We start from the raw sequence: 16,539 nt of genomic DNA on the forward strand, positions 1-16,539 counted from the left end.
TCCAGCCTGAAAGGCGATACCATGCTGATTGAAAAACTGAACTGGCGCTATGCGACCAAGAAGATGGACCCGTCGAAGGCGGTTTCCGAAGACAAGGTCGAGCGCATCCTTGAGGCTGCCCGCCTTGCCCCCACCTCCAGCGGCCTGCAGCCGTTCGAGGTTATCGTCGTGACGAATCCGGAAGTCCGCGCCCGGATCCAGGAGATCGCCTGGAATCAGGCTCAAGTGACCGAAGGCTCGCACCTGCTCGTGTTTGCGGCCTGGGACAACTACACCGCAGACCGCATCAACATGATGTTCGACCTCGTCAACGAGGAGCGCGGCTTCACAAACGAAGGCTGGGAAAACTACCGGCAGATGCTGCTCAACACCTATGTACCGCGCGATGCCGAGACCAACTATCAGCACGCTGCCCGTCAGGCCTATATCGCCTTCGGCATCGCCCTGGCCGCAGCGGCCTTCGAAGGCGTTGATTCCACGCCGATGGAGGGCTTTGACGCAGACAAGCTTGATGAGATTCTTGGCCTGCGCGCCAAGGGCCTGCGGTCTGTCACCATTCTGCCGCTGGGCTACCGGGATGCGGCCAATGACTGGCTGGCAAACCTGAAGAAAGTGCGCCGCCCGCGTGATCAGTTCGTGACCGAGGTGAAGTGAACGCAAAGGCGGCAAGCCCCCAGGGGGCTCGCCGCCCGAAGGACTGCGCATCACCGGATCACGTTGGCGAACCGGTGATGCGCTTGCAGACAGGGACTATGGGTGGGCTTTCAGCCCCTGATCCGCAATTGGAAGCGCCCCAGCTTCAGCTCGCCGAACCAACCAGTTCCGCCGTCTTCACGACCTTGCAGAACTCGAAGCCGAGCGTGGCTCTATGGACGTCATGAACAGTTCGTGCGGGAATGACCGTCCCGTCCCCTCCTGGCAGATCAAAACAGTCGCAGGCATCTTCGACCAGCGTCATGCGCCATCCGAAATTCGCACCTGTGCGGATCGTTGTTGAGACGCACATGTCGGTGGAAATGCCGAAGACCACCACATCCTCAGCTCCAAGACGGCGCAGGCGCAGATCCAGATCCGTGCCGATGAAGGCCGAGTTCACGCTCTTCACCACAAGCTGCTCGCCGTCCTTAGGCGCGAAGCCAGGTCGGAACTGGTTTCCGGGCAGGCCGGGGCGCAGTGTCGAGCCCGGCTCGGCGGAATCATGCCGCACGTGGATGATGGGCAGGCCTAGCCTGCGCCACAGACCCAGCAGCGCCAGCCCGTTGCGGTCGATATCCGCGTTCCAGCGCGGCGGCCAGGGCGCCCCGTCGAAGGCGGCCTGCATGTCGACCGGCAGCAGCACGGTCCTTTCGTTGAGTGGCAGCATGGGTCTCTATCTCTGTCAGGAACCGCAGCGGTGTTGCCGCTTGTATCGCCCGCAGAACTGCCGGTTGCACCCCGGCAAGACGCCGGATATGACCGGCATTATGCCGGTCTGGGCACGGAGGATCGTAAAGGCCATGGATGAGAAGGATCAGCTGCTTCTGGCGGCACTCCGGCGCGATGCCCGCCGCCCGCTTGTGGCGCTGGCAAGGGACATCGGCCTGTCGCGCAGTGCCACGCAGGACCGGCTGAACCGTCTGCTGCGCAGCGGCGCCATCAGTGGCTTCACGACGGTGGAACCGGCCGGGAGCACAGGCAGGGTCGCAGCCCATTTCCTCGTCACTCATGCGCCGGGCGGCAGCTGCGCCAAGCTGATGCCGCATCTGGAAAAGATCCCGGGCATCCGCAGGATCCATGCTCTGGCCGGTCCCATCGACCTCGTCATCTTCGCCGAGGCTGCGGATATGGCCGGGATCGAAGCCATCCGCGCCGCCATCGACGCCCTGCCCCTCATCTCAGGCCTCACCACCCACATGGTGCTGGAACGGCATATGGGGTAGCTTTAGGCACTTTGACGGATCGTATTGCCGCCCAAAGCCTAGTAGCAAAAACTATGAGAATTCCGAGCTGGTCAATTGCCATTTCGGCGGCGGACCCGGATCTCAATCCTGCGACGTGCCTCAACATCTCCCGCCTGTCCAGCGGTCAGTTGATCGCCAGGCAAGACCAGTTGGGCTCCCGACATTGGCAGGATCGTAGCACCTCGCAGCCGCTCGTCAGTCTTCAGAACGTTGACCACCGCCAGAGCACGAGCCATTCCCAGTCCCGCGTTATCTGCTGGGATAATTGAGGTTATAGGCTTCTTGCCCTCAACTACGTCAATGATTTCCTTATCAAGATTTGAGCCTGTTCTTGAAATTGGCTGCTCATCGGTGTGGCCAATGACCTCGATAATGTCGACGTCATATTGCTCAAGGTTCAGGGCGATCTGAGACGTAATCGACCCTTTAAGCCTGGTGGTGAAGGCCTCCGTCAATTCTGCGCTGCCGCTTTTAAAAAAATAACCGCCAGCTTCACTCAGGTTGATGATGGGAGGCCATTCGTGAGGCTTGGACTGGGCTTGCTGTTTCTCAGCTTCCATGAGCGCCTTGACTCGAACTTCAAGCGCAGAGATATCCTGCGTATCCAGCCCCAACTGTCTAAGGTGCTCGAGTATCTCCTTCGCTTTAGTTATCTGTTCTGGCGTAAGGCCCCGGGATTGAAACACATGCAGTTCCTTCCGGTCTGCTACCAGTTCTCTCCACTCTTTTTCGAGCGCCTCACGACTTGCGGCCGGCGTGCCAGCCAAGAGTATTTTTTGACGAATATCATCAAGATATTTCGTCAACTCTTTCTCCTTTTCAGCCATATCTTTTACCTGTTCGTTCACCTTGGCCAATTGAACCTCAGTGTTCTTTTGGGCAGACATAGCTTCACGGGTTTTGTCACGTTCTGCCTTGATAATGGCTCCAGCCACAAGCAGCAGGCAGAAAACAAGCAGGAGCATCGATTCTGCCATCGTGAGCCCCAGGATAAGGCCTCGATTGTATCCCTTGCTTTCGAGCACATTGGCTGACTGTGTGGGGGTCACCATCTTCGGAACCATCCCTCCTTCGGTTTGCCATCCTCTGCAGCCTTGCCCTCTTGCTTGGCGGGTTTGACGTCTGCCACGTTTGCACCCGACAATGTTAAGGTCTCATCATTAGCCGTTTTACCGCTGTAGGCTGACGTCTTCTCTTCAATGGACTGAACTTCGGGGGCTGCGCGCAATGCCCCAGAGACCTCGTTCAACGAATTCACCAAAGCTGCAATCTGTCCTGGTACGGCCACAAGAGACGAGACGCTTTCCTGGAGGGTCTTCGAGAGATCCCTGACAGGTTGCAACGATTGAGCAATCTGCTCTGGTATCCCGGTCACAGGGCGGACAGATTCCAGAAAAGCAGCGGTCTGCCGGTCCACACGTTTCGTAGCCTCTTCGGCTTGCCTAACAGCGTCCTCAGATTGACGCTTCTGGAGATCTGCCACTTGGTTGACCGCATCCAGGGTTGGCTTCAGTTCCATCCGGATAACTTCGTCCGGCAACCTCATGGCGTTCATTTTGATCGAAAGATGCTCGATTGACGAACTCAGTCCTTCAACAAGAGTCGTGATTTTTTCACTCGTGCTGTTGAGTCTTTCGGTTGCCTGTTCAGCAAGCTCGTTTGCCTTGACAGCCCGCTGTTCAAAAAGCTTGAGATTCTCATCCGAAATAACTGCGAGCTTGGCAGCAGTCTCCTGGATCGGCTTGATGGATTCCTTGGACAGAGCCTCGATAGCCTTTTGAATGGCCTCGCCCGTCTTTTCGGCTTGGGTGGCAATTTCTTCAAATCCCTCAAGCAGCATCTGACTGCTCGTGCGGCGGTAGCTCGAAAATTCCCTGGCTGAAGAATCGAGTTCCGTTCTAACACGGCGCGTCATCTCAGCAAGTTCATGACGCACGCTGCGTTCAATCTCAACGGGATCCCGTCTCATCTGATTGAAGAGGATACGGAGAGCAATTCCGCAGATGGTCGATGTCACCGCGATGCCAAAGTTTCTGACTATTTCATCGATCGAGACATCACCGGCAAACCGATACAGGGAAACTCCCAGGCTCGTGAGCGTAAACAGAAAGCCCATATAGTAGAGATTGTCGCCAGCCTGTTCGTTATGGACCCGCAAGCTCGACGCTATCAATGAAATCACCAAGTAAAAGATCATAATTCCGATAGGGACCGCGGTCACAAAGGCCGTGCTCAACCCCCAGAGCTTTGCCGTCCAAATGAAGACAATGCCGATTAACGTAAGCCCCCCGAAGGCTGCCATCGGGCCGTGCTGCCTGAGGAATGTCCTTGTTTGACTTCCCTTCGGCATCACATCACTCCCTGCAGCCGCTTGAAACTGGTCAACTCACCCATGTTTGAACTGACCCATTGGCTCCAGAAGCGAGCAAGATCTTCGTCCGTGAATCTCATGCCGGGACGTTGAAATTCGAGGATGCGGACAACAACCCCTGAAAGTGGGCTACGGAATTTCTGCCTTGCCTCGCTGCCCTCATACCGGACGAAATCCGCCCCATCGCGATACATCGAGAAAGAGGCCGTGTGTTCGATCATGTCAGACGCGACGACCAGGGTCTTTGGCACACTCTGATGTTCAGGCAGGCCGAACGCTTCGACGTTGATGCGCTGCACGGCGGCCATGATCGGTGATTGCTTGCCTGCATTACCTTCACGGAGCCTATCGGCAAGATCCCTTAAAGGCTTTTCAAACCCAGCCTCCCATCGGGCCTGGACCATACGAGGGTTGCTGGTCCATTCGCCGACAGTCGAACCATCGCCGGGGTTACACCCCGAGAAGGTTTTCACAAGCCGTCCTTCCTGATCTGTCAGTGCGTATACTTGGATGAGGCCACCCTGGGGCACACCTGCAACCAAGATCTGAAACTCGTTACGAAGATCAAGCGCCGTCACATCGGATATGGGGTCTGTAACGTCCAGGAGTATGGCCGTGACAGATGCAGGTCCTGTCAGTGGACACAGACTTTCCCTGTCAAGAGCAACAGTGCTGGCCGTGGTTCGAAGATAGATGAAACCGCCAATCAAGGCGGCAGACAGCACCGAAATAGCTACACCGGCAATGATCACTCCGGTCGAACCATTCGATTTCTTTTTCCTACGCCTAGCCATTATGCACCTGGAAACAGATCATCAAGTTGACGGTAGCGGCTGACAGCATCTTCGAACTCTTGCCCGATCAGCCTCATCTGTTCTGAGAGCTCTTCTTGAGCGGTTTTGATGCGCTCTGCGAGAAGCTTGTCGTTCCACTCGCCGATGCTTTGAAGGTTCGGATTGATGCGGTCGAGCTTGTAGGGCGATACAAAATACTTTGGCTCAGGTTCAGTTCGCGTGCGCCTGTTTGCCTCGCGATAGATAAGCAAGAGGGCATTGGCGATCCGTTCCAACTGGTTCTGGTGTTCCTTGAAGAGGCCTGCAACGCGTGTCCGGTGGGCGATAATCGCCTGCGATTCCTGCCGCCGCTGACTAAGGTCCCTTATAATCAGTTCAACCTTCTCGTTGTGTTCGTCCCGGATGCTCTTGAGATTGTCGATCAAGGCTTCAACCTGGTTGACATACTCCTCGCGAGCGCGCTTCACACGTTTCTGGACGTTGGAGAACCCAGGATATGGATCAACGAGTACACATCCGTCGATGAACGCTATCACCGAAAACAGCAGTCCCAGACCAAACAAGACCCATGAGTTTATATCCGCCAGATCAAACGGCTGTCTGACAAGCCGGCTCATCACTTCACGGCCAGCGTCTCCAAAAGCCGTATCTGAGACCTCACGATAATGAGCAAGGCCTAGATTGATCGTCACTGCAAGACAAACATATGCCGCAAGACCAATGAACCCAAGCATCTTCAAAAAGACCGAACGATGGACAAGCAGACGCACAGCGAAAAAAGATAGCAGCAACGCCCAGCCAATGTTCAGAGCGGCAAACGTGAGTGCCAGAGTGACACCGCCGAGAATACCCTGCTCGCTACCCTTGGCTAAAAACAAGCCGTTAAGCGTGGTTTCAAGCAGCAGGAGAAAAATCAAAACCGAAATCTTGAAGAACATCATTCCAGGTGAGCTGATTTTAGCCGCGCGGTTCAGCCCATGTTTTGTCTTGAAGAATTCCAGCTCCTTCTCGACATCCTGAAGGTCGCGTCGAGGTCCGTGAAGCTGGCTTTGGCCCAAGGTCACTTCCGCCTTGAAGTCGGATAAACTCGTGTAGTTGGCCTGTCTAATAAGACCAAACTGCCCCTCGAAATCGAGATTGCGCAGCCTGTCTTCAAAAGTCTGAAACTGATCCTCCATCACTTGGTAAGAGGTTTTCTTTTCCTCATCCACCCTTGCGATGACACGCTGCTCAATCTCATCGAGAACTCTGGCCGACTGCGGTGGCTTGTTTGCCTTGCCGTTTCCCTCTCCCAACTCGACAAGTTCGAGAGAGCTACTGACTTTTTCCGTATCTAACAGCGGGAAGATATCCGTCGAAGCCTTGAAGTCATGGTGCCCCTCCAGAGCCTTCTTCAAAAGGCGATTCAGGGCTTCAAAACGCGCTGCCATTTGGTGTTTTCGACTTCTTCACTATGAACAGATCGTTAATTGGTATCCGACAAGTGATCTCGCGTCTACATTGCAGGCAGGTTCCAAGCGCTAGCGGCCGAGTCGAATCACAAGCTTGGTAAAGTGCGGCTGTCGTCGAAATATGAAGACTACGGCAGCCCAGATGACTGGACCGGCGATGAGCAAAAAACCACCACATTCAAACTATGCGAGAAGCAACTGCACTAGATGATCAAGCCTACCCCTAGGAACCAGATGCCGGGAACAGCCTCAATCAAGGCAGAGCAGCAGCATCCCCGGCAGCTCTTTCGACCACCAGCCCCATGTCGGCCTCCAGCATGTAGCCGGAATTGATCAGGTCCTTCGCGGCCTCTTCGACAGCCGCCAGATAGGCCTGTTTGGTCTCGTAGCGCTGCGCCAGAGGCTTGCGGCCATCTTCGGCCAGAATGCTGCGGGGCAAGGGAATATAGGATCCGGCAAGGCCGCAGAGTGCGCCTTCCGAGTAGCCTTTGCGCCGCAGGTTCCAGCCCAGATAGGTGGCGGCAGGCGCCGCGACGGCCGGGAGGCGGATGCCGCCCGTTTCCAGCCCGTCCTGATCCACCGCCGGAACAAAGGCCGGATAGGCCGCCCCATGCAGCGGGGGAACAGCCGTGTGGTTTTCCACCCGGACCACATTATAGGGCGGCTTCAGATGCACCCCGGCGATCAGCGGCATGGTGAACCCGTCGTGGGGCACAAGCGTGCCGTCCGCGAGGCTCGGGAACCGGCTTTCGGGCGGCAGCCCGCTGCCCTCGACCCATTTTGCCATGGCATCATAGAGTGCCCGCATCACCGGCGCGGGGCTCAGGGGATTGAAGGCAAACAGGCAGCTGGCGTTTTCCGTCGGCCGCGCCGTCCAGGTGTTGAGATGCGGCACGCTGGCAAGGCCGTAGAGCCTGACATTCTCCGGCATGGTCAGGGGCGAGCCATCGGGGCCAAGGGTAATCAGCGCCGAACGTGCCTGCCAGAACTCCGTGGAACTGTCGGAATGCATCAGTTTGGGGCAGGTTTTGCTGGCCTCGCAGCGCGCCAGAACCGAATCGGAGCGGTTCGTCAGCGGGTCCGTGCTCATCGCATAGCTGAAGGGGAACTGGTCGCCCGGATAGTCATGCTCCTCGTGCTGGCGGGAGTAACGGCCCGGCTGCGAGAAGGGATAGTTCAGGAAGAGCTTGCGTGATCCGGCCACATGCACCATCGCCCCGTCGAAGACCTTGCGGCCGAGACCATCGGCGTTGAAGCCGTGGTAGAGGAAGTCCCGCAGGAACCGGCCCGACTGGGAAATACCCATGACGACCGTGTGGCGGATGTTTTTCAAAGGCGGCATCGCCTCATGCCCCGGCAGGCCGCGCAGGAAGGAGTTGAGGTCGCTGACGGCGGCAAAACCGAGCCCCGCCGGGACCGGGTTCTTCGCCGTGTAGACAACCTCATGGATGGCGCCCGCATCATGGTCCTTGCTGCGGGTGATGGTGATCTGGCTCTCGTTGCCGATCACAAAGGGCAGCGGCACGGCCGGCGCATCAGGTCCTGCCTGCACCGTCACCCGCATGGCTGAGGGGTCAAGGCTTGCCATGGGAAACTTCAGCGCCAGCGTGCTGCTGTCTTCCAGACGGTCAAAGACAAACTGCTCGCGCGCAAGCCCGGTCTTGCCTTCCAGCACCGGCAGATTGAGGCGGAACAGATCTGCCGCCACATCGGCCTGCCAGCCGGACCAGACAATGGTGTCGCCGCGCAGCATCTGAAAGCCATCGCCAGCATCCGCCGCCTTGTCCGGCATGGAGGCACCCGGTGCAAGGTTCAGCAGAATGGGGCTGACGCTGCGGCCCCGGTTGGCGATTTCATAGAACAGCAGCCCGGAGGCACGGGCAGGATCGGCAGGCTTCAGAATGGTGACATTGGCCGAAAACTCCACATCGCCTTGCGCATTCACCGGCGCATCATCGACACCCACAATCGCATCAAGGCGCGGCTCGTCCGGATCGACGGCGAATTCGGCAATGGCGTCGATGCGCTCATAGGCACCCACTGCGCCAAAGGTCCGGCCCTCAAAGACCGGACGCTGGGAGACAATGGTGAAGCCCGTCACACGGGCCTGCGCCTGATCTGCTGCGAAAGGAAATGCGAGACACGCTGCCATGGCGGCAGCAAGAAGCGAATGACTGGTCCGGCCCATCTACGTCCATCCATTGACACCGGGCAGCAATACCACGCCAGCCCCGGCCTCAGGCAAATCATCTTGAGGCCGGGGACAATCTCATGTCTTTGTGTCAGGACTGATAAAGCCCGGCATAGGTGTCGCGCAGCACGTTTTTCTGCACCTTGCCCATGGTGTTGCGCGGCAATTCATCCACAAAAATCACGCGCTTGGGCTGCTTGTAGCGGGCAAGACGCTCCTTGAGGCTCGCCAGCACATCCGCTTCGCCCAGAGTTGCCCCCTTCTGGCGCACGACGATGGCGGTGACGCCCTCGCCGAAATCGGGGTGTGCCACGCCGATGACGGCGCTCTCCACGACACCGGCCAACTGGTCGATCTCGGTTTCGACTTCCTTGGGATAGATATTGTAACCGCCGGAAATCACGAGATCCTTGCCCCGCCCGACAATGTGGACATAGCCGCGCTCGTCCACCTTGCCGAGATCACCGGTGATAAAGAAGCCATCTTCGCGGAACTCGGCCTTTGTCTTCTCGGGCATACGCCAGTAGCCCTGGAACACGTTCGGCCCCTTCACCTCGATCATGCCCGTCTCGCCATCAGCCACAGTCGCGCCCGTCTCCGGATCTGTGACGCGCAGCGATACGCCGGGCAGCGGGAAGCCGACAGTGCCCGCCATGCGCTCGCCCTCGTAGGGGTTGGAGGTGTTCATGTTCGTCTCGGTCATGCCGTAGCGCTCAAGGATGCGATGGCCGGTGGCCTCCTCGAACTGGCGGTGCGTATCGGCCAGAAGCGGCGCCGAACCGGAGATGAACAGCCGCATGCGCGCCGTTGCCTCCTTCGTCAGGCCCTCGCTCTGCAGCAGCCGGACATAGAAGGTCGGCACGCCCATCAGCACGCTGGCGGACTGCATCAACCGCAGCACTTCTTCGGGATCGAACTTGCTGAGGAAATACATGGAAGCGCCCGACAGCATGATCACGTTGGACGCAACGAACAGGCCATGGGTGTGGAAGATCGGCAGCGCATGGATCAGCCGGTCACCGCTGGTGAAGCGCCAGTATTCCCGCAAGGTCGCAGCGTTGGACAAAAGGTTGTCGTGGGAGAGCATCGCCCCCTTCGACCGGCCGGTGGTGCCGGAGGTGTAGAGAATGGCCGCCAGATCATCCGGGCCGCGCTGGACATCGGCAAAGTCCGCAGGCTTGCCTGCGGCCTTGTCCATCAGGCTGCCGCCGCCGGTGTCGTCCAGCGTCTCGACACGGGCGCCATATTTCGCGGCCACCGGCTCAAGCCCTTCCCTCGCCTTCGGCGCACAGACGACGAGGCGCGGCTCGGCATCGGAAATGAAATAGTCCAGCTCGGCCAGCGTATAGGCGGTGTTCAGCGGCAGATAGACCGCTCCTGCCCGCACGCAGGCAAGATAGAGCATCAGCGCCTCGGCGCTCTTTTCCACCTGCACGGCCACCCGGTCGCCCGGCTCGACGCCCAGCTCAATCAGCACGCCCGCAAGCTTCCCCGACTGGTCCACCATGTCCTGATAGGTCCAGGACCGGCCATCGAGGGTTTCGATGAAGGGCGCAGCAGGATTTGCGGCGGCCCGGATTGCATCGAAAAGGTGATTGCTCATGCGGTGAACTCCTTGGTGGATTTTGTCTTTGTACCGTCCTCGGACGGGCTGGAAGCAAGGGGAACGAGCTGGCGGGGCTGCCGGTCCGGCGGCAGTTGCTTGCGGACCTGAGACGAGGCCGCCACTTCGCCGCGCACGGCGAAGGCCTCGTGATTGGTTTCGATGTCGTCGAGCTTGTAGAGGTAGTTCACCATCAGCCCGTGCGACTGTTCGAGCGCGCGGGGCGAGAGGTCTCCCAGAAAGTTCAGCCGCTCCAGCCGGGCACCATTGCCCAGATGGAACCGGGCAACCGGATCAACCACCTTGCCCTGCGGCGTGCGGGCCTTGAGGAAATACCAGGCGGCCGCCCCCATCAGCACGGGCCGGATGCGCGCAGCCAATTCCTCGTTCCTGTGCCAGCCTTCCGTATCAAGCCCCTGCAGCACCTCCCGGTCCTGCACGCTCAGCACATCGGAGACCTCCGCCCGCCGCTCGCGCGAGAGCCATGCGGCAAAGCCGGGTACCGGGGACAGGGTGACGAAGGTTTCCAGTTTCGGCAGTTCACGCCGCAGATCCTCCACCACCTGCTTGATCAGGAAATTGCCGAAGGAAATACCGCGCAAGCCGTCCTGACAGTTGGAGATGGAGTAGAACACCGCCGTCGTCGCCTCTCCGGCGCCAATCGGCTCGCGCTCCTCGCGCAGCACCTCGGCAATCGTGTCCGGCGTTGCGGTCGTCAGCGCCACTTCCACGAAGATCAGCGGATCATCTGCAAGGCGGGGATGGAAGAAGGCAAAGCAGCGCCGGTCCTCGGGCGCCAGCCGCAGGCGCAGCTCCTCCCAGCCGCCGATGTGATGAACCGCTTCATAACGGATGATCTTTTCCAGAATGTTCGCAGGCGTCGACCAGCTGATCGAGCGCAGGGTGAGAAAACCCCGGTTGAACCAGGAGGCAAAGAGATGGGCAAAATCCTGATCGACCGTCTCCAGCGCCCTGTCCGACACCTTCATCTTCAACAGCGCTTCACGCATGCGCACCAGCGTGGCGATGGCATCAGGCGCCAGATTGAGCCGGCGGATCAGCTCCTGCCGGCGCGGCTCGCTGGCCATGTGCAAGGCAGCCAGCGACACCGGCGATGGGTCCTCCTGATAGGCCTTGATGGCCTTTTCCAGCCGTCCGGTGTTGGGGCCGAACCGGTCCAGCAGCAGCCGGGCGAAGCCGAGTTTTCCGGCTTCGTCCAGCTGATCCCAGCGGGTCAGCACATCCTTGGCCAGCGCCATGCCGGAGGCTTCGCCCTGACTGGACAGCAGCGTATCGCAGCGCTGTTCGAGGATAGCGAGCGGGTCGCCATCTCCGGTCTGGGGCGAGATGGAGAGGAGGCGGCGCCCCCGCTCCGTGATGGCCTGCAGCATTTCACTCAAGAAGGATGTGGTGTTCATCAGACCGCTCCGAGCATTTGGTTGGGCAACCAGGTTGCGATCCCCGGGAAGAGGCACAGGATGAAGATCGCAAGGAACATCACCAGCACATAGGGCAGCGCCCCCCACAGGATATCCTTCGTCGGAATCTTCGGCGCAATGGCGTTGATGACGAAGAGATTGAGCCCGATGGGCGGCGTGATCAGCCCCACCTCCATGTTGATCGTCAGCACGATTGCGAACCAGTAGGGATCAAAGCCCGCCTGGGTGACGATCGGGAACAGCATCGGCGCCGTCATCACGATCACCGCCACCGGCGGCAGGAACATGCCGCAGACGAGCAGGAAGACGTTGATGACCAGCATCAGCACCCAGGGGTTCAGATCCATCCCGGCAATCGCCGTTGCCACCGTCTGGGTGATGAACAGCGACGACAGGGCGAAGGCGAAGAGCTCCGCCGCTGCCATGATCATCATGATCATCACGCTCTCGCGCATGGCCGAGCCGAAGATCTGTGACACGGGCTTGAAGCGGAACAGCCGGTAGGCAATCACGACGACAATCAATGTCAGGAAGGCCCCTGCCCCGGCCGCTTCGGACGGCGTTGCCACACCGCCGTAGAGCACATAGAGCGTCCCGGCGATGATCAGCAGGAACGGCAGGATACGCGGCAGCTGCTCCAGCTTCTGCTTCAACGTGAAGGTGATGCCCCGGCCGCTGAGGTCATAGCCCTTGCGGCGGCAGTCGATCAGCGCCCAGATCATGAACATGACCGTGAGCATGATGCCCGGGAGCACTCCGGCCATGAACAGGCGGCCAATCGAGGTTTCCGTGGCGATGCCATAGACGATCAGCGTCACAGAGGGCGGGATCAGGATGCCGAGCGTGCCACCCGCCGCGATGGAGCCTGCCGCAACGGAGTTGGGGTAACCCCGGCTCTGCATTTCCGGAATGCCCATCTTGCCGATGGCCGCACAGGTGGCAGGCGACGAGCCGGTCATGCCGGAAAAGATGGCACAAGCGCCGATGTTGGACAGCACCAGACCGCCCGGCACCCGGTTGAGCCAGCGGTCGAGCGAGGTGTAGAGATCCGAGCCCGCAGGCGAGGACGCCACCGCCGCGCCCATGAGCACGAACATGGGGATCGACACATACGCCAAGTTCGCAATGCCTGCGAACATCGTGTCGCCAAGCACATAGATGATGCCGGGGCCGATCTGCAGGAACAGGGCTGCGACGGCGGCAAGGCCGAGGGCGAAGGCAATCGGCATGCCCGTGCCCAGAAGCACGAAGAGCGCACCGATGAGGAGAAGACCAGACAGCATCGGGCTCATCAGCGCCCCTCCCCGGCAAGCGCCCCGTGGCCCGTATCCGCGGGAGCGGAACCGGTCAGGAGCAGCAGGATCTGCGCCACATATTGCAGGCACAGCATGGCAAAGCTGAGCGGCAGCGCCGACAGGGGGATCCACAGCGGCGGCGCCCACATGCTGGCATGCTTCCAGTTGCCGGCCCAGGCTTCGTGGAACTGGATCCACACAGCCCAGAGCATGATGGAGCAGAAGGTAAACCCCAGCAGGCTGCCGAGGATCCTGAGGCCATGGCGGGTGCGTGGCCCCACCATCATCTCCACCACGTCAACGCCCACATGCCCCCCCTTCATCAGCACATAGGGCGCGCCGAGGAACATGGCCGCTGTCGCGGAGAAAACCACAAAGTCCGTCTGCCAGATCGTTGGATATGTAAAGACGTAGCGCATCAGGATCATCTGGCAGACGACCAGCATCGCCGCGATGATGAGCAGCGTGGCAATCACGGCCAAAGCCCGCGAAAGATGCCCGACTGCCCGGATATAGGCCCCGATCATTTCAAACCTCTCAGTTTGACCGTCCACATACGGCCCGGCCCTGTCCGTCCGGCAGGTCCGGGCCGTGTGAGAGCCGGTATCACTCGACCGCAAGGGCCTTTTCGATCAGGGCGCCGCCGTTCGGCACCTTGGCGGCAAAGTTCTTGTAGGCAGACTCCTGAGCCACCGCGAGCCAGGCGTCATAATCGGCCTTGGACATTTCAACGACCTCGACCCCGGCCTTCTTGTAGGTGTCGATCATCAGCTGATCGCCCTTGCGCACCTCCGCGTCGAAATAAGCCTCGGCCTTCTTGCCAGCTTCCAGAACGGCGGCCTGCTGCTCGGGCGTCAGGCGCTCGAACACCTGCTTGGAAAAGAGCACCGGCTCATACATGAACCACAGCGCATTCTCGCCCGGCGCCGTGAGGCACTTGGCCTGTTCGAACAGGCGGTAGGACACGAAGCTGGCCGACGAGGTGTTCGCCGCATCCAGAACACCAGTCTGCATGCCAGTGTAGATTTCCGATGACGGCATGGAGGCAATCGAGGCACCGGCTGCGGCCAGCATCTCCTCAAACGCCGGACCTGCGGCGCGGATCACCTGCCCCTTCATCGTATCGGGCGAGGTGATGCAGCCCTTCTTGGACGCAAAGGCGCCCGACAACCACGCATCGGCAATGACGATGGCACCGTTATCCTCGATGATCTTCTTGATATCCTGCATGAATTCGGACTGATTGAGCCGGTTGGCACGGTCGAAATTGCCGACGAGGCCGGGCATCAGCGTGACCGAAAACTCCGGATGGCGGCCGGAGGCATAGTCGAGCGGAAAGGATGTCATCTCCAGCAGGCCGCGGGTCAGCGCGTTCCACTGCTCATTCGGCTTGAACAGCGAGGAGCCGGGGAAGACCTGCACGGTCAGCCCCACATTCGCCGCCTCGACTTCACGCGCAATGACCTGCACCATTTCGTCGCGGATATCGCCCTTGCCGCCGGGAAACTGATGCGAGGCCTTGAGCACGGTCTGGGCGCTGGCAGACCCTGCCGCCGCTGCCATGCCTGCAAGAAGCACACCTGTCTTCAACATGCGAGTGAGTTTCTTCATTGTTCTTCCTCCCAGAAATCCGGCCTCCCTGCCGGATGAGAGCGAATGATGCGTTTGCCTTGCACGCGATGTCAATAATCTTGTATACAAGAAATTTCACGGCGTACGCGAGGGCGGAGCTATGTCAGAGAACACATTCCAGAAGCTTCGGGACGAGATCGAGAACGGCATCGTCACGGGTGAATTCGAGCCGGGTCAGCGGCTGGACGAGACACAGCTTGCCACCCGCTATGGCGTGTCACGCACGCCGATCCGCGAAGCCCTGATGCAGCTGAGCGCCATCGGCCTCGTGGAGATCCGCCCAAGGCGCGGTGCCGTCATTGTCGATCCGGGTCCGCACTATGTGCTGGAAATGTTTGACGTGATGGCGGAGCTGGAAGGCATGGCCGGGGCGCTGGCCGCCCGCCGCCACACGGCCGAAGACAGAGCCGCACTGGAAACCGCACATGCCGCCTGCGAGGCAGCTGCCGCGCGCGATGACACCGACGCCTATTATTACGAGAACGAGCAGTTCCACCATGCGATCTACGCCGCCAGCCAGAGCGCCTTCCTGAAGGAACAGTGCATCGCCCTGCACCGGCGCCTCAGGCCCTACCGCCGCCTGCAGCTCAGGGTGCGCAACCGCATGAAAGTGTCCCTGCAGGAACATGCCGGCATCGTCGCGGCAATCCTTGACGGCAATGAGGATAGCGCCCGCCGCCTGCTGCGCGACCATATCGCCGTGCAGGGGGACCGGTTCTCGGACCTTGTGGCCAACATGGAACGCCTGCGCAGCCGCACGGCAGGACAGGGATAACCCTTCTCAGAGACGGCCTACCACAGCGCCTCGAAGTTGTTGCGCCGGAAATACTCGACCAGCGCATCGATGAAGAGCCGGGTTCGGGCAGGCATGTGGGCGCGGGAAGGGAAGGCAAGGTTCATGCTGAGGCGCGGCAGATGCCAGCCTTCCAGAACCTTGACGAGACGGCCGGACTGAAGATCGTCATGCAGCACATAGGACGGCTGCACGACAATGCCGAGCCCGTCCCTTGCGGCCTGACGCAGCAGCAGCCCGTCATTGCACACCATGGTGCCGCTGACCGGGATCCGCATGCTTTCGTTGCCGCGGGTGAAGGTCAGGTTCTCCCAGTCATCGGCAAGGCTGTAGAGCAGCAGGTCGTGGTCAGCCAGGTCATGCGGATGGACAGGCGCACCCCGCGCGGCGATGTAGTCCGGCGAGGCAGCGAGCGTGCGCTGGGTCTCCGCCAGCTTGCGGATGGTGATCGAGCTGTCCGCCTCGCCCCGCCGGGTGCGGATGGCAAGGTCGAGACCGTTCTCGATCATGTCGTAATAGCGGTTGGAGGCCTGCAGCTCGATGTTGACCAGCGGATAGCGCGCGCGGAACTCGCGGATCACCGGCATCAGATGCAATCTGGCAAAGGCGAATGACGCACCAACGCGGATGATGCCGCGCGGTTCGGCTGAAACCGCACTGACGCTGGTCTCCGCCTCATTGAGGCTCGAGAGGATTTCCCGGGCACTGACGGCGAACCGCTCCCCCTCCCCGGTCAGGAACAGCTGCCGCGTGGTCCGCTGCACCAGCCGCACGCCCAGCCGGTTTTCCAGGCTGGTCAGATGCCGGCTGACGCCGGAGACAGACAGGCCCAGTGCATCGGCAGCCCGCGTCAGGCTGCCTGCATCGGCGATCTGGGTGAAAACCTCAAGCTCTGCCAACCGGTCCATTCTTGCCCCTCCTGCAAGATTGTTACGGTATTATTACCGTATAAATACATATCTTGCAATTGTTCTGTCACATGCCCGGCGAGCGCGTTCATTTTTGCGCGCCGGGCAAGAAACATTCCCAG

At 60.0% G+C, this 16,539-nt stretch carries 15 protein-coding genes; 3 read left to right on the plus strand and 12 right to left on the minus strand.

Annotated features, from left to right (window positions below):
• Window positions 1–21: 21 nt before the first annotated feature.
• Window positions 22–654, plus strand: a complete 633-nt coding sequence (locus H163_RS0118530; RefSeq protein WP_019966114.1) for an NAD(P)H-dependent oxidoreductase — start codon at window positions 22–24, stop codon at window positions 652–654.
• Between the two features lie 145 nt (window positions 655–799).
• Here the strand turns inward: H163_RS0118530 and H163_RS0118535 are convergent, their stop codons facing one another.
• Entirely contained in the window at window positions 800–1,363 is a 564-nt protein-coding gene (locus H163_RS0118535) for an isochorismatase family protein (protein ID WP_019966115.1), read from the minus strand.
• 133 nt (window positions 1,364–1,496) lie between these two features.
• Here H163_RS0118535 and H163_RS0118540 point away from each other — a divergent pair, with 133 nt between their 5' ends.
• Window positions 1,497–1,919, plus strand: coding sequence for an Lrp/AsnC family transcriptional regulator (locus H163_RS0118540; protein ID WP_019966116.1), 423 nt, complete (start codon window positions 1,497–1,499; stop codon window positions 1,917–1,919).
• A gap of 71 nt (window positions 1,920–1,990) precedes the next feature.
• On the opposite strand, the gene H163_RS0118545 is transcribed toward H163_RS0118540, so the two are convergent.
• The 10 genes from H163_RS0118545 to H163_RS0118590 form a co-directional block, all read right to left on the minus strand.
• Window positions 1,991–2,992, minus strand: a complete 1,002-nt coding sequence (locus H163_RS0118545) for an OmpA family protein (RefSeq protein WP_019966117.1) — start codon at window positions 2,990–2,992, stop codon at window positions 1,991–1,993.
• Window positions 2,986–4,290, minus strand: a complete 1,305-nt coding sequence (locus H163_RS23190) for a hypothetical protein (protein WP_019966118.1) — start codon at window positions 4,288–4,290, stop codon at window positions 2,986–2,988. The genes H163_RS0118545 and H163_RS23190 overlap by 7 nt, the downstream gene beginning before the upstream one ends.
• Window positions 4,290–5,105, minus strand: coding sequence for a hypothetical protein (locus H163_RS0118555; RefSeq protein ID WP_019966119.1), 816 nt, complete (start codon window positions 5,103–5,105; stop codon window positions 4,290–4,292). Before H163_RS0118555 ends, H163_RS23190 begins: the two co-directional genes overlap by 1 nt.
• On the minus strand, window positions 5,105–6,535 hold the full coding sequence (locus tag H163_RS0118560) for a hypothetical protein (protein WP_019966120.1): 1,431 nt from the start codon (window positions 6,533–6,535) through the stop codon (window positions 5,105–5,107). Before H163_RS0118560 ends, H163_RS0118555 begins: the two co-directional genes overlap by 1 nt.
• Window positions 6,536–6,809: 274 nt before the next feature.
• Entirely contained in the window at window positions 6,810–8,744 is a 1,935-nt protein-coding gene (locus tag H163_RS0118565) for an alpha/beta hydrolase domain-containing protein (RefSeq protein ID WP_019966121.1), read from the minus strand.
• A 94-nt stretch (window positions 8,745–8,838) separates the two neighbouring features.
• The gene (locus H163_RS0118570) at window positions 8,839–10,350 is read right to left on the minus strand and encodes a malonate--CoA ligase (RefSeq protein ID WP_019966122.1); all 1,512 of its coding nucleotides are present in this window, start codon (window positions 10,348–10,350) and stop codon (window positions 8,839–8,841) included.
• Window positions 10,347–11,768 carry a malonyl-CoA decarboxylase gene (locus tag H163_RS0118575; protein WP_019966123.1) on the minus strand — a complete coding sequence of 474 codons (1,422 nt, stop codon included), beginning with the start codon at window positions 11,766–11,768 and terminating at the stop codon, window positions 10,347–10,349. Before H163_RS0118575 ends, H163_RS0118570 begins: the two co-directional genes overlap by 4 nt.
• On the minus strand, window positions 11,768–13,081 hold the full coding sequence (locus H163_RS0118580) for a TRAP transporter large permease (protein ID WP_019966124.1): 1,314 nt from the start codon (window positions 13,079–13,081) through the stop codon (window positions 11,768–11,770). The genes H163_RS0118575 and H163_RS0118580 overlap by 1 nt, the downstream gene beginning before the upstream one ends.
• Window positions 13,081–13,611 (minus strand): TRAP transporter small permease subunit, encoded by a 531-nt coding sequence (locus H163_RS0118585; protein ID WP_019966125.1) that lies wholly within the window; start codon window positions 13,609–13,611, stop codon window positions 13,081–13,083. Before H163_RS0118585 ends, H163_RS0118580 begins: the two co-directional genes overlap by 1 nt.
• 79 nt (window positions 13,612–13,690) lie before the next feature.
• Window positions 13,691–14,677, minus strand: coding sequence for a TRAP transporter substrate-binding protein (locus H163_RS0118590; RefSeq protein ID WP_019966126.1), 987 nt, complete (start codon window positions 14,675–14,677; stop codon window positions 13,691–13,693).
• Between the two features lie 139 nt (window positions 14,678–14,816).
• Between H163_RS0118590 and H163_RS0118595 the strand changes: the two genes are divergently transcribed.
• Window positions 14,817–15,491: a GntR family transcriptional regulator gene (locus H163_RS0118595; protein WP_019966127.1), complete on the plus strand. Its 675-nt coding sequence runs from the start codon at window positions 14,817–14,819 to the stop codon at window positions 15,489–15,491.
• A 17-nt stretch (window positions 15,492–15,508) separates the two neighbouring features.
• On the opposite strand, the gene H163_RS0118600 is transcribed toward H163_RS0118595, so the two are convergent.
• The gene (locus H163_RS0118600; protein ID WP_019966128.1) at window positions 15,509–16,417 is read right to left on the minus strand and encodes a LysR family transcriptional regulator; all 909 of its coding nucleotides are present in this window, start codon (window positions 16,415–16,417) and stop codon (window positions 15,509–15,511) included.
• Window positions 16,418–16,539: the final 122 nt, after the last annotated feature.

The organism is Pannonibacter phragmitetus DSM 14782 (genome assembly GCF_000382365.1).
In the GTDB taxonomy this organism is placed as follows: Bacteria; Pseudomonadota; Alphaproteobacteria; order Rhizobiales; family Stappiaceae; genus Pannonibacter; species Pannonibacter phragmitetus.